Source organism: Streptomyces sp. NBC_00647, from assembly GCF_045207245.1.
Classification (GTDB): domain Bacteria; phylum Actinomycetota; class Actinomycetes; order Streptomycetales; family Streptomycetaceae; genus Streptomyces.
Map to the genome: position 1 here is coordinate 3564229 of NZ_CP109040.1, position 13718 is coordinate 3577946.

13 protein-coding genes are annotated in these 13718 nt (G+C 70.4%); 8 read left to right on the forward strand and 5 right to left on the reverse strand.

The features are described from left to right. Nucleotides 1-146: 146 nt before the first annotated feature. A complete protein-coding gene (locus tag OG788_RS15740; RefSeq protein WP_081217087.1) occupies nucleotides 147-575 on the reverse strand; it encodes a DUF3052 domain-containing protein in 429 nt (142 codons plus the stop codon). A gap of 467 nt (nucleotides 576-1042) precedes the next feature. On the opposite strand from OG788_RS15740, the gene aceE reads away from it, so the two are divergent. Further along, nucleotides 1043-3790: a pyruvate dehydrogenase (acetyl-transferring), homodimeric type gene (gene aceE, locus OG788_RS15745; protein WP_406371464.1), complete on the forward strand. Its 2748-nt coding sequence runs from the start codon at nucleotides 1043-1045 to the stop codon at nucleotides 3788-3790. 78 nt (nucleotides 3791-3868) lie between these two features. Beyond that, nucleotides 3869-4648, forward strand: a complete 780-nt coding sequence (locus tag OG788_RS15750) for a potassium channel family protein (protein WP_406371466.1) — start codon at nucleotides 3869-3871, stop codon at nucleotides 4646-4648. Nucleotides 4649-4741: 93 nt separating this feature from the next. On the opposite strand, the gene OG788_RS15755 is transcribed toward OG788_RS15750, so the two are convergent. Beyond that, a complete protein-coding gene (locus OG788_RS15755) occupies nucleotides 4742-5044 on the reverse strand; it encodes a small hydrophobic protein (RefSeq protein WP_351538789.1) in 303 nt (100 codons plus the stop codon). Between the two features lie 245 nt (nucleotides 5045-5289). Next, nucleotides 5290-6912, reverse strand: a complete 1623-nt coding sequence (locus OG788_RS15760; RefSeq protein WP_351538792.1) for an MFS transporter — start codon at nucleotides 6910-6912, stop codon at nucleotides 5290-5292. Nucleotides 6913-7034: 122 nt separating this feature from the next. On the opposite strand from OG788_RS15760, the gene OG788_RS15765 reads away from it, so the two are divergent. The 3 genes from OG788_RS15765 (at nucleotide 7035) to OG788_RS15775 (ending at nucleotide 10195) form a co-directional block, all read left to right on the forward strand. Continuing rightward, a complete protein-coding gene (locus tag OG788_RS15765; RefSeq protein ID WP_406371468.1) occupies nucleotides 7035-7706 on the forward strand; it encodes a TetR family transcriptional regulator in 672 nt (223 codons plus the stop codon). Between the two features lie 350 nt (nucleotides 7707-8056). Further along, complete coding sequence (locus OG788_RS15770; RefSeq protein ID WP_406371470.1) at nucleotides 8057-9265, forward strand: alpha/beta hydrolase; 1209 nt, start codon at nucleotides 8057-8059, stop codon at nucleotides 9263-9265. Between the two features lie 66 nt (nucleotides 9266-9331). After that, nucleotides 9332-10195: a DUF4429 domain-containing protein gene (locus tag OG788_RS15775; RefSeq protein WP_351539086.1), complete on the forward strand. Its 864-nt coding sequence runs from the start codon at nucleotides 9332-9334 to the stop codon at nucleotides 10193-10195. A 64-nt stretch (nucleotides 10196-10259) separates the two neighbouring features. Here OG788_RS15775 and OG788_RS15780 read toward each other — a convergent pair whose 3' ends face one another. Then, entirely contained in the window at nucleotides 10260-10739 is a 480-nt protein-coding gene (locus OG788_RS15780; protein WP_406371471.1) for a MerR family transcriptional regulator, read from the reverse strand. A 96-nt stretch (nucleotides 10740-10835) separates the two neighbouring features. On the opposite strand from OG788_RS15780, the gene OG788_RS15785 reads away from it, so the two are divergent. Continuing rightward, entirely contained in the window at nucleotides 10836-11306 is a 471-nt protein-coding gene (locus OG788_RS15785) for a GNAT family N-acetyltransferase (protein ID WP_406371473.1), read from the forward strand. A 19-nt stretch (nucleotides 11307-11325) separates the two neighbouring features. Continuing rightward, a complete protein-coding gene (locus OG788_RS15790) occupies nucleotides 11326-12147 on the forward strand; it encodes a serine hydrolase domain-containing protein (RefSeq protein ID WP_406371475.1) in 822 nt (273 codons plus the stop codon). A gap of 27 nt (nucleotides 12148-12174) precedes the next feature. Here OG788_RS15790 and OG788_RS15795 read toward each other — a convergent pair whose 3' ends face one another. Then, nucleotides 12175-12996 (reverse strand): NAD(P)H-binding protein, encoded by an 822-nt coding sequence (locus OG788_RS15795; protein ID WP_406371477.1) that lies wholly within the window; start codon nucleotides 12994-12996, stop codon nucleotides 12175-12177. A 107-nt stretch (nucleotides 12997-13103) separates the two neighbouring features. Between OG788_RS15795 and OG788_RS15800 the strand changes: the two genes are divergently transcribed. After that, nucleotides 13104-13697, forward strand: a complete 594-nt coding sequence (locus OG788_RS15800) for a TetR/AcrR family transcriptional regulator (RefSeq protein WP_351538812.1) — start codon at nucleotides 13104-13106, stop codon at nucleotides 13695-13697. Nucleotides 13698-13718 lie beyond the last annotated feature (21 nt).

Sequence of the window (13718 nt, forward strand, 5' to 3'; positions counted from 1 at the left end):
GTTCGGGTGACGACCAGCGTACGCAGTGATCGACACCGGGCCCCGGCGCGGCCCCGCCGGGCCGGTCCGGGCGTATGCGTGAGGCCCCCGCCGAGGTGGCTCGGCGGGGGCCTCACGGATGCTCTGCTTGCAGACGGGGCTGCAGCTCAGCGCTTCGACTTGGGGGTGGCCAGGCGGGTACCCGACCATTCCTTGCCGACGGAGATGCTCTTCGTCTGGGAGAGGCCGGCTGTCTGTGCGGCATCGCTGATGTCGCTGGGCTCGACGTAACCGTCCCTGCCGGTCTTCGGGGTCAGCAGCCAGATCATGCCGCCGTCCTCAAGGAGACCGATGACGTCCACCAGTGCGTCCGTGAGATCGCCGTCCTCGTCCCGGAACCACAACAACACCACGTCAGCGACGTCGTCGTAGTCCTCGTCGACCAGATCCTGGCCGATCAGCGATTCGATGCCTTCACGGAGCTCGTGGTCAACGTCGTCGTCGAAGCCGATCTCCTGGACCACCTGTCCGGGCTCGAACCCCAGCCTGGCGGCCGGGTTGGTCCGCTCCTCCGCGTGGTCCGCGGTCGCGCTCACGGCTTGCCTCCTGATCATGTTTCGGAATTAGGGTCTCCCTCTGCTCGTCCAGAGTCAGGGGGAGTCTCAGCCACGCGCGTGCGCGAAGCGTTGGCCGTAGTCCACACGGGCGGAGCGGATCGCGCAAGTACCCGGCCGTCGAGACCGCCGAAACGGTGACGATCCTGGCAGTGCCGACGCAACTCCCGGCGGGCCATCATGACGCCACGTGACGGGCACCACACCCTTCTGCCCCATTTATGGGCTTCGGAACCCTTGGACCGTACGAGAGCCGAACGGCTTTGCGGAACGCGTCACGTACTGAGCGTATCGTTGCGTTTTGGTCGGGACCGTCCCAACGGTCTGTACGAACGTCTCGGTTACCCCTTAGTAGAGATGACGTACGCGTTCCCGAGGTACACGATGGGGAACGGTGCAGATACAGGGAAAACCCACCGTAGACAGCCCTCTGACAGCGAAGGAACAGCGTGGCTTCCGGATCCGATCGCAACCCGATCATCATTGGCGGCCTTCCCAGCCAGGTCCCGGACTTCGACCCTGAGGAGACTCAGGAGTGGCTCGACTCCCTCGACGCCGCCGTCGACCAGCGCGGCCGTGAGCGTGCCCGCTACCTGATGCTGCGGCTGATCGAGCGGGCGCGCGAGAAGCGCGTGGCCGTGCCCGAGATGCGCAGCACGGACTACGTCAACACGATCGCGACCAAGGACGAGCCGTTCTTCCCGGGCAACGAGGAGATCGAGCGCAAGGTCCTCAACGCGACCCGCTGGAACGCGGCCGTGATGGTCTCCAGGGCGCAGCGCCCCGGCATCGGCGTCGGCGGCCACATCGCGACCTTCGCCTCCTCCGCCTCGCTCTACGACGTCGGCTTCAACCACTTCTTCCGCGGCAAGGACGAGGGCGACGGCGGCGACCAGATCTTCTTCCAGGGGCACGCCTCACCGGGCATCTACGCCCGCGCGTTCCTCCTCGACCGGCTCTCCGAGCAGCAGCTCGACGCGTTCCGGCAGGAGAAGTCGAAGGCCCCCTACGGCCTGTCCTCGTACCCGCACCCGCGGCTGATGCCGGACTTCTGGGAGTTCCCGACGGTGTCGATGGGCCTCGGCCCGCTCGGCGCGATCTTCCAGGCGCGCATGAACCGCTACATGGAGGCGCGCGGCATCGCGGACACCTCCAAGTCCCACGTCTGGGCGTTCCTCGGTGACGGCGAGATGGACGAACCGGAGTCGCTCGGCCAGCTGTCGATCGCCGCGCGCGAGGGCCTGGACAACCTGACCTTCGTCGTGAACTGCAACCTCCAGCGCCTCGACGGCCCGGTGCGCGGCAACGGAAAGATCATCCAGGAGCTGGAGTCGCAGTTCCGGGGCGCCGGCTGGAACGTCATCAAGCTGGTCTGGGACCGCACCTGGGACCCGCTGCTCGCGCAGGACCGCGACGGGGTGCTGGTCAACCGCCTGAACACCACGCCGGACGGCCAGTTCCAGACGTACGCCACGGAGACGGGCGCGTACATCCGCCAGCACTTCTTCGGCGACGACCACCGGCTGCGCGCGATGGTCGATGGCATGACCGACGACCAGATCCTGCACCTCGGGCGCGGCGGCCACGACCACAAGAAGATCTACGCGGCGTTCTCGGCGGCCAAGGAGCACAAGGGCCAGCCGACGGTGATCCTGGCGCAGACGGTCAAGGGCTGGACGCTCGGCCCGAACTTCGAGGGCCGCAACGCCACGCACCAGATGAAGAAGCTGACGGTCGCCGACCTCAAGGGCTTCCGCGACCGGCTGCACCTGCCGATCACCGACAAGGAGCTGGAGGACGGCGCGCCGCCGTACTACCACCCGGGCCGGAACTCGGAGGAGATCCAGTACATGCACGACCGCCGCAAGGGGCTCGGCGGGTACGTCCCGACGCGCGTCGTGCGGTCGAAGCCGCTGGCCCTGCCCGAGGACAAGACGTACGCGAGCGTGAAGAAGGGCTCGGGTCAGCAGTCCATCGCCACGACCATGGCCTTTGTGCGGCTGCTCAAGGACCTCATGCGGGACAAGGAGATCGGCAAGCGGTTCGTGCTGATCGCGCCCGACGAGTACCGCACCTTCGGCATGGACTCGTTCTTCCCGAGTGCGAAGATCTACAACCCGCTCGGCCAGCAGTACGAGTCGGTGGACCGCGAACTGCTCCTCGCCTACAAGGAGTCGCCGACCGGCCAGATGCTGCACGACGGCATCTCGGAGGCGGGCTGCACGGCCTCGCTGATCGCGGCGGGTTCGGCGTACGCCACCCATGGCGAGCCGCTCATCCCGGTCTACGTCTTCTACTCGATGTTCGGTTTCCAGCGAACGGGTGACCAGTTCTGGCAGATGGCCGACCAGCTGGCGCGCGGTTTCGTGCTGGGCGCGACCGCCGGACGGACCACGCTGACCGGTGAGGGCCTCCAGCACGCGGACGGCCACTCGCAGCTGCTCGCCTCGACGAACCCGGGCTGTGTCGCCTACGACCCGGCGTTCGGCTTCGAGATCGCGCACATCGTCCAGGACGGCCTGCGCCGTATGTACGGCTCGTCCGAGGAGCACCCGCACGGCGAGGACGTCTTCTACTACCTCACCGTCTACAACGAGCCGCTCCAGCACCCGGCCGAGCCGGAGAACGTGGACGCCGAGGGCATCCTGAAGGGCCTGTACCGCTTCAGCGAGGGCACCTCGGGCACCATCCCCGCGCAGATCATGGCCTCCGGTGTCGCCGTCCCCTGGGCGATCGAGGCGCAGCGGATCCTCTCCGAGGACTGGAACGTCAGGGCGGACGTCTGGTCGGCGACGTCCTGGAACGAGCTGCGGCGCGAGGCCGTCGACGTGGAGCGGCACAATCTGCTGCACCCCGAGGAGGAGCAGCGCGTCCCGTACGTGACCCAGAAGCTCTCCGCCGTCCAGGGTCCGTTCGTGGCCGTCTCCGACTGGATGCGATCGGTTCCCGACCAGATCGCCCGGTGGGTGCCCGGCACCTATCAGTCCCTCGGCGCGGACGGCTTCGGCTTCGCGGACACACGTGGCGCGGCCAGGCGTTTCTTCCACATCGACGCGGAGTCGATCGTGGTCGCCGTGCTGACCGAGCTGGCCCGTGAGGGCAAGGTGGACCGGTCGGTGCTGAAGCAGGCGGTCGACCGTTATCAGCTGCTCGACGTGACGGCGGCCGACCCGGGCGCGGCGGGCGGTGACGCGTAGCCGTCGGTACGGCGGAGCGGGGGCGGCGGGCCATGGACCCGCCGCCCCCGCTCCTCTTTTTCTTCCTACGATGCGGGCATGAAGGAAGAATCGGCACAGGACCGCTGGGAACGGCGCACCCAGCGGCCCCTGCTCGTCCTCGCGGTGGCGTTCGCCCTCGCGTACGCCGTGCCGATCGTGGACAGCGGCGCCGGCCGTCCGGTGACGGAGGTCTGCACGGTCGTGGAATGGACGGTGTGGGGGGCCTTCGCCGCCGACTACCTCGTCCGGCTCGCCCTCGCCCGGCAGCGGCGGGACTTCGTCCGCACGCACTGGCTGGACCTGTGCGCCGTCGTCCTGCCGATCCTTCAGCCGCTGCGGCTGCTGCGGCTGGTCTCCACGCTGATGCTGGTGGGGCGGCGCGCGCGGATGGCCTCGCAGATCCGGCTGACGACCTACGTCGGGGGCGCGGTCGTCGGCCTGCTGATGTTCGGCTCACTCGCCGTGCTGTCGGTGGAACGGGACTCGCCGAACGGGAACATCAAGACGCTGGGTGACGCGGTGTGGTGGTCGTTCACGACGATGACGACCGTGGGGTACGGCGATCACGCCCCGACCACCGGGATGGGCCGTGTGCTGGCGGTCGGCCTGATGCTCTCCGGGATCGCCCTGCTCGGTGTGGTCACCGCGAACATCGCCGCCTGGTTCATCTCCCGGTTCGAGAAGGACGACGTGGAGGAGCGGCGGCAGACCGCGGCGATCGAGGCGCTCGCGGAGGAGGTGCGGGCGCTGCGGGCGGAGGTCGCCGCCCTGACCGGCGGCCCGGGAATGCTGCCGCACCCGCTGTCGGCGGGGACGGAGGAACACTCCCCCGGTTAGGCCCGTGGGCCCACGCGCAGACCTGTGGGCCCGCGCGCCGCTCGGGGCGGCACGCGGGCCCACGGGTCGTGACAGCCGCTCGCCCGGCCGGCGTCAGAGCAGGCCGTTGCCCGCGCCGCCGGCCAGCCAGATGACCGCCAGGAGCGTGTCGATCGCTCCCAGCACCAGGGCTATCAGGGCCGGCACCGGCCCGGAGCCGGTCCAGCGGCGGCCCATCGCGAGCCAGCCGCAGACCATCGCGGCCGGCCCGAGGACGATGCCCAGTGTGAAGAAGCCGGCCACCGCGCACACGACGCCGACGATCCCCAGGGTCGCGCTGTCCGGCCCGGTCCGTGCGCCTGTACGGCCACGTGAACGGGGGTGCCTGCGCGTACCGTTTCCGAAGCCCGCCATCATCAACTCCTGAACTCCCGTGACCTCGCGGTCGGTTCGGGTCGATGAACCGGGTACCCCCGTTGCACGCCTCCAGGCCTGCACGCGCACGGTCCCCCTCCGGCGGCGCGCCGCGGAACCGGTCACCCTCCGGGCCTTACGGAGGACGTGACCCACTGCGACCTGCGGCGCGTCCGAACGGGGGAATCCCGGCCCGATCACTCCGACGGGGGAAAACTTCCCGCGGAAAGGCCGGGCCGGCGCCTCCGTCAGATGTGTCCGGCGCCCGCTCCCGCGGCCTCCGCGTTCTCGCCCCGCTTGGTGAGCAGCGCGACGAAGACGGCCACGACGGCGACCCCCGCGGCCACGAGGCAGGCGAGGCTCATGCCGGAGATGAAGGTGTCGTGGGCGACATCGGTGATCTGCGCGGCGATCGCGGGCGGGGTGTCCTTGGTGACCGGCGCGACACCGCCCCGGACCGCCTCGGACGCCTGGTCCAGCTGGGCCGGGGTGAGCGGCGGCAGCTTGGCGTCGGCCCAGTTGCCCCCGAGGTCGCTGTCGACCTTGGAGGCCATGACGGCACCCAGCACGGCCGTGCCGAGGCTGCCGCCGATCTGCATGGCGGCCTGCTGGAGACCGCCGGCGACACCGGAGAGCTCCATCGGCGCGTTGCCCACGATGACCTCGGTGGCTCCGACCATGACCGGCGCGAGTCCGAGGCCGAGGCCCGCGAACCAGATCGACATGACCAGGCTGCTCGTGTCCGTGGCCAGCGTGGACATGCCGTACATGGAGATCGCGGTGAGCGCCATGCCGCCCGCCAGCGGGATGCGCGGACCCACCTTGGTGATCAGGACGCCGGCCAGCGGCGAGCCCACGATCATCATTCCGGTGAGCGGCAGCAGGTGCAGACCGGCGTCGACCGGGCTCATCCCGTGCACGTTCTGCAGGTAGAAGGTGACGAAGAACAGTCCGCCGAGGAAGGCGATGGCCATCAGGACCATCAGGACCACACCGGCGGACAGCGGCACGGAGCGGAACAGCGCGAGCGGGATCAGAGGTTCCGCGACCCGCTTCTCCCAGAGGGCGAAGAGCGCGAAGCCGAGGACCGAGGCGCCGAGGAAGGACCAGGTCAGAACATCGCCCCAGCCCCAGGCCGGGGCCTTGATGAGCGCCCAGACCAGGCAGAACATGGCGCCGGAGAGCAGCGCGATGCCGAGGAGGTCGAAGGAGCGCGGGGCGTTCGCCGAACGGTGGTCGGTGAGGATCAGCGCGCCGAGGACCAGCGCGATGACGCCGACGGGCACGTTGATGAAGAAGACCGACTGCCAGCTGACGTGCTGGACGAGCAGACCGCCGAGGATCGGGCCGCCCGCGGTGGAGGCACCGATGACCATGCCCCAGATGCCGATCGCCATGTTCAGCTTCTCGGCCGGGAAGGTGGCGCGGAGCAGGCCGAGCGCGGCCGGCATGAGCAGCGCGCCGAACAGGCCCTGGAAGACGCGGAAGGTGACGACCAGGGCGATGCTGCTGGAGAAGCCGATCGCGCCGGAGGCCGCGGCGAAGCCGACGACACCGATGAGGAAGGTCTGCCGGTGGCCGAACCGGTCGCCGAGCTTGCCCGCGGTGATCAGGGTGACCGCGAGGGCGAGGAAGTAGCCGTTGGTGATCCACTGGACGTCGGCGAAGCTGGCGCCGAGGTCCTCCTTGATGGCGGGGTTGGCGATGGCCACGATGGTGCCGTCGAGGGCCACCATCATGACCCCGACGGCCACGGTGATGAGGGTGAACCACGGATGGCCGCGCAGGCCCGTGGACGGGGCCTGGTCCAACGGGGAGACCGGAGTCTTGTCCCCCGGGCCCGTCTTGTCGATGGTGGTCTGACTAGTCATGTTTTCGAGGCTAGTGACAGCCACTGACAATTGACAAACCGAATCACAAGTCGGTAACTGTCACGTCACTCACAGATAGGCTGAACTGGGCGAACGGTTCGCCGAGGAGAGATCACGACACGATGACGGACACGGTCGGCACGACGGAGACGGTGGCGCCACGCCCTGGGCTGCGCGAGCGCAAGAAGCAGCGCACCCGGGACGCGCTGCTGCGGGCCGCCCTCGAGCTGTTCACCACCCAGGGGTACGAGCGGACCACTGTCGACGAGATCGCCGACGCGGTCGACGTCTCCCAGCGCACCTTCTTCCGCTACTTCGCGGGCAAGGAGGACGTGGCGCTCTTCCTGCAGCGGCTCGCCGAGTCGCACTTCGTCGCCGCGGTGCGCGAAAGGCCGCCCCACGAAGCCCCCTTGGAGGCCCTTCGCCGGGCGGTCCTGGAGAGCTGGGACACCATCGGCGAGGCGATCGAGGCCGTCGTGCCGATCGAACTGCACATGCGCACCTACCAGTTGATCGAGTCGACACCCGCACTGCTCGCCGTCCATCTGCGCCGCTCGGAGGAGGTCGAGGAGGAGATCGCCCGGCTGATCGCGGAGCGTGAGGGCCTCGATGTGGACGCGGACCCGCGCCCGCGCATCGCGGTCGCGGTGTTCGGCGGGGTGATGCGGGTGACGGGCCGCCTGTGGGGTGCCGGCGAGGACACCAGCGTGGAGGCGATCCGTGAGCTGACCGCCACCTATCTCGACCATGTGGGGCCCGCGTTGGCGGAGAAGTGGGGCACCGGGTCACGGTGACACCCGGTGACGCTCCGTCGCCGTCGGGGCGCGGGCCGGATCGGGGCCGCCGGCACACCGCCCCTCGCCGGCCTCGCGCGACACCCGCGGGCGTCCGCGTACGGAACTTGGTACGCACTCGCGCACGTTGTCCGGATGACGCGCGCACGAGATCTCCGCGGAATCCCCGCAACCACACAACACCCCCACGCGGAGCGCCACATATCGCACACGCGTCGCAGAGAACCACGTACAGAGCGTCACTATTTATCTCAAACTGAACCCGGTTTGCCCCAATCGCCCCATGAGAAACGTGATCCCAGTCACTCGTTTAACGGGAGGCTCCTCACTTCTCCTAGGGTGTCCTCTCAGTGACTTCCTTCGACACAACCCCCCAACTCAACGTCTGGCGCGCACTGCTCGCGCTGGCCGTGGTGTTCGTGATGCTGGCCACCAGTGGCTGGACCGCACTCCACAGTCATCGAGCGGCTTCTCCGCTCCAGGCGTCCCGCTCCGCGTGGGAGCACGGCAGCATCGCCGGACAGCGGCTCCCGGACCCGGACTCCGCTCCGGACCGGCTGGCCCACTTCTTCACCACGCTCGACGCCCAGCAGCTCGCCCGGCTCGCCCACCGCTACCCGCTCGCGGTCGGCAACATGAACGGGGCGCCGGTGACCCTGCGTTACGAGGCGAACCGCCTCGCGCTCCAGCACGAGCGCAAGGTCGAGCGCAAGCGCATGCACGACAGCCGGCTCTCCTCGCTCGGCCATCACGACGCGGGCCGCCGGATGCACCGCTACGAGGCGATGCTGCACAAGGGCCGCAAGATCCTCGCCTTCGACCCCAACGGCTCGGGGCGGGTCGCCGAGGTCTTCGGCAATCTCGACAAGGCGGACCGCGTCTCGGTCGTGGTGCCCGGTGTCGACACCGATCTGCTCACCTTCCAGCGCACGTACAAGAAGTACTCGGCGCCCGTCGGCATGGCGAGTTCGCTGTACCGGGCGGAGCGCGCGGCCGACCCGGGTGCGCGCACGGCCGTGATCGCGTGGGCCGACTACACGGCGCCCAGCGGGCTGGGCATCGACGCGGCCACCGCCATGCGCGCCGAGGACGGCGCGGTACGGCTGAACGCCCTGGTGCGGGCGCTGCCGGGGAACACGGAAGTGGCGCTGTACTGCCACAGCTACGGCTCGGTCCTGTGCGGGGTGGCCGCCTCCTCGCTGCCCTCCCGGGTCTCCGACATAGCGGTGGCGGGCAGCCCCGGCATGCGGACGGGGAAGGCGGCGAACCTGCACACCACCGCCCGGGTCTGGGCGATGCGCGACGCGGACGACTGGATCAAGGACGTGCCGTACATGGAGGTCGGCGGCCTCGGGCACGGAGCGGACCCGGTGTCGCAGGGATTCGGGGCGCGCGTCCTGTCCGCCGACGGGGCGAAGGGGCATGCCGGCTACTTCGAGCCGGGTACGGAGAGTCTCCGCAACTTCGCGGAGATCGGCATTGGCGCGTACCGCGCGGTCCAGTGCGCGCACGATGATGACGCGTGCCGGACGGGTTTGTCCGCCGGCGCGTCGGTCTGACGCGCGTAGAGGACGAAAAACTGCGGTCCGCCCGGAGAGGCGACGGAGGCTTGCGTGCCGCATACGATGGCCCGCATGGGTGACGTACTGGCCGGATTTCATGCCGCCTGGGAGTTCGAGTCCGACTCCGTGCTCATCCGCTTCGAACGGGGGATCCGCACGCCGAAGCTGTTCCAGGCGCTCGGCGAACGCCGTATCCCCCTGGAGGCGATCACGGCGGTGACGCTGACGCCCGGGAAGCGAGGCACGGTCGTTCTGCGTGCGGTGCCGAGGCCCGGCGCCGATCCGCTGATGGAGGCGGCCGCGGGACAGCTCAAGGAAGGGTGCGATCCCTACCGTCTGGTGCTGCCCGCCGAGCGCGAGACGCTCGCCGAGTACTACGCGGACGAACTGCGCGGACAGCTCACCACGGACGACGAGCCCGCCGAGCGCTATCTCGTGAGACCGCCCGAGGCGCCCCTGCACTTCAAGGCGTACGACGGGAAGGCCTCCTTCGACGGCAAGGCGGTGTCGTTCCGGTGGTTCTGGACGGGCGCGTCCTCGGCGAAGTGGAAGGCCGGCGACCAGACGTTCCCGGTCTCCGCGCTGTGCGGGGTCGAATGGCGCTCACCGGAGGTGTTCGAGGGCCATCTGCGACTGCTGCGGCGGGACCCCGCGCCGGCGCAGCCCGCCCAGGCGGACCAGGATCCGGCGGCGGTCGTCTTCGGGCTCGGGTACGGGCCCGTCCACGAGTCGCTGCCGTTCGCCGCGGCCGTGCTCGCCGCCACGCGCTCCGCCGGTCCCGCGCCGTCGGCCGCGTCCTCGGCGCCGCGCCGGGACCCGGCCGACATCGCCGACCGGATCCGGCATCTCGGGGAGCTGCACGAGGCGGGGCTCGTCACGGACGAGGAGTTCTCCGTCAAGAAGGCGGAGCTGCTGGCCCAGCTGTAGTCGCGGGGGGTGCGGCGCGGACCGGGTGCCGCTCAGTCCAGGTCCGCGATCCCGCTGTCCCTCGTCAGGACCTCTCCGAAGCGAGGGCGCGCCCCGCGTCCCCGTAGAAACTGATCTTCCGGTCGAGCACGGCGAGGGTGTCCTGGAGCTCGGCGATCCGGGCCTTGACGTCCCGGCGGGTCTCCTCCAGGAGTTCGTAGCGCTCCATGTAGGTGTGGTCGCCCGCGCGCACCATCTCCGCGTAGCGCACCATGTCGGCGACGGGCATCCCGGTGAGCCGGAGCTTGCCGACGAGGCCGAGCCAGTCCAGGTCGCGGTTGCTGTAGCGGCGCTGGCCGGTGTGCGAGCGGTCGATGTGCGGCATCAGCCCGATCCGCTCGTACCAGCGCAGGGTGTGTGCGCTGAGGCCGGTGAAGGCGACGACCTCGCTGATCGTGTAGTTGTCCCGGCCGTCAGGGCGCCGCTCCCTCTCGGGAGGGCCGGCGCAGGTGTCGGCCGCGGTCGCGGTCCCGGTGGCCTCGGATGTGGTCTCCATCACCGTCATGACTCCCACGCTAAAACCTTCGAGTGCACTCCAAGCAAGCGGAATCCGTCGAAAATGCGAGGACGTGGCCGGGATGCGGTGGCTACCGTGCGGATCATGAGTCTCGTACGCCGTGCCACGCCCGAGGACGCCGGGGAAGTCCTGCGCCTGCGCCAGGTCATGATCGACTCCGTTTTCGACGGCGGCGGCTCCACCGAGTGGCACGCCGCGTCGCTGCCCACCGTACGCGGGAAGCTCGCCGACCCCGAGGGGTCCTTCGTGGCCTTCGTGGTCGACCATCCGGACCGCCCGGAGGCTCTCGCGGCCCTGGTCGCCGGGACGATCGAGTACCGGATCGGACGGGCGGACAATCCGCGCGGCGCGGTCGGACACGTCTTCAGCGTCGCCACCGATCCGGACGCCCGGCGCCGCGGTTACGCCCGCGCCTGCATGGAGACCCTGCTCGACTGGTTCCGCGAGCGGTGTGTCGCCCACGTCGACCTCAACGCGTCCGCCGAGGCCGAGCCGCTCTACGCGGCCCTCGGGTTCGTCCGCAAGCCGGACCCCTCGATGCGGCTGAGCCTGTGAGGCATCTAGGCTCGTCAGCATGTCCTTGCAGAGCCTGGCGCTGATCTCGAACTGGCCCGTCCCCACCGCCGCCGCGGCGGTCGTCCGCCCGGACGGCACGGTCGCCGGCTCGTACGGGCCGGGCGGGCACCGTTTCACGCTGGCCTCCGTCACCAAGCCGCTCGCCGCGTACGCCGCGCTCGTCGCGTACGAGGAGGGGGCGATCGAGCTCGACGAACCGGCCGGGCCCACCGGTTCGACGGTCCGTCATCTGCTCGCGCACACCTCCGGTCTGGCCTTCGACGAGCACCGGGCGACCTTCACGCCCGGGGAGCGGCGGCTGTACTCCAACGCCGGTTTCGAGGTGCTCGGGGACCACATCGCCAAGGCGGCGGACATGCCCTTCGCGGAGTATCTGCGCCAGGCGGTCCTCGAACCGCTCGGCATGACCTCGACGACGCTGGACGGCTCGCCCGCGAGGGACGGTGTCTCGACCGTGGACGATCTCGTCCGGTTCGCCGCCGAGCTCCAGGCGCCACGGCTGCTCGACCCGCGGACCGTCGCGGAGGCGATGACCGTCCAGTACCCCGGAACCAAGGGCGTCCTGCCGGGGTACGGCCACCAGAACCCCAACGACTGGGGGCTCGGCTTCGAGATCCGTGACTCCAAGTCCCCCCACTGGACCGGCGGTTCGTCCTCCCCGCGGACCTTCGGCCACTTCGGGCAGTCCGGTACGTTCCTGTGGGTCGACCCGGTCGTGGGCGCCGCGTGCGTCGCGCTGACCGACCGGCCCTTCGGCCCCTGGGCGGTCGAGGCGTGGACGCCCTTCACCGACGCGGTGCTGGCCGACCTCACCTCCTGACGGCGGCCGGCGGCGCTTCCCGGGCGCTCAGCGGAACGCCGCCGCGTTGCGCCGCGCCCAGGCCGCGAAGGTGCCCGGCGCCCGCCCGAGGACGCGCTCCACGTCGGGGCTGACCCGCCGTTCCTCCTCGGTCGGCTCGCCCAGGACCGCGAGGGTGCCCTCGACCACGGGCGGCGGCATGAAACGCGCCATGAGGGCGTGCGCCTCCTCGCGGGTCTGCTCGGTGAAGCGCACCGGCTCGCCCAGGGCGGCACCGATCGCCGCGGCCCGTTCGCGCGGGGTGGTCGGCGCGGGACCGGTCAGGGTGTAGGTGGCCCCGGCGTGCGTGTCCTGGCGCAGGGCGGCCGCCGCGACGGCCGCGACGTCCTCGGGGTCGACGAAGGGCAGACCGACATCACCGAACGGCGCGGCGGCCTCGCGCCGGGCCCGGATCGACTCGGCCCACGCGAAGGCGTTGGCGGCCATTCCGCCCGACCTCAGGATCGTCCGGTCCAGTCCGGACTCCCGTACGGCCGTCTCGAAACGGACCGGGTGGCCGTAGGCCTCGGGGCGGGTCCCCGCGCCCTGTGAGGACAGCAGCACCACCCGGCGGATCCCGGCGGTCTTCGCCGCCTCCAGGACGCCCCGCGGGTCCTCGCCCGCGACCAGCAGGAACAGTGCCTCGCCGCTCTCGAACGCGGGCCCGAGCCCGTCGGGTCGGGCCAGGTCGGCGGCGACGACCCGGACGCCTTCGGGCACATCGGCCGCGGTGATCCTCCGGGCCACCGCCGTCACCGGCAGTCCGGCTCCGGTGAGCGTCCGCACCAGCGCGCGTCCGACGTTCCCGGTCGCACCCGTCACCACGTACATGGGGATCTCCTCGATGATTCTCGACCAACAAGTTAGTTAGTCAGCTGACTTGCTTCGATGAGCCGGACGCTAGCAAGGCGGGACGCGGATTGTCTATAGTCAGTCGGGTGACTGACTCAGAGAAGTCCCGGGGGCCGCGGGCCAGAGCGGCCGGCAAGCGGCGGCAGCTGACGGCGGCCGCGGCCCGGGTGCTGCACGAGCAGGGCGTGGAACGCACGACGATCGCCGACATCGCCCACGCCGCCGAGGTCCCGGCGGGCAACGTGTACTACTACTTCAAGACCAAGGACGAGCTGGTCGAGGCCGCCCTGGCCGAGCACTCCGGCCGGCTGCGGGAACTGACCGACGCACTCGACCGGCTCCCCGACCCGCGGACCCGCCTCAAGGGGCTCATCGAGGCATGGGTCTCCGGGCGGGACACCGCGGCGCGCTACGGCTGCCCCACCGGCACCCTCGCGGCGGAGCTCGGCAAGCGGGAGGAGGGCGGCCTCGACCTCACGGCGGGACAGGTCGTCCGCCAGCTGCTCGACTGGGTGGAACAGCAGTACAGGGAGATCGGCGCCGTCGACCCCGGGGGCCGCGCCCTGGCGCTCGTCGGCGCCTACCAGGGCATGTCCCTGCTCTCCCACGCCCTGCGCGACCCGGAGATCATGACCCGCGAGGGAGAGCGGCTGATCCGCGAGCTCGACGCGTCGGCGTAGGCGGTGGTCCGAACGGCACGC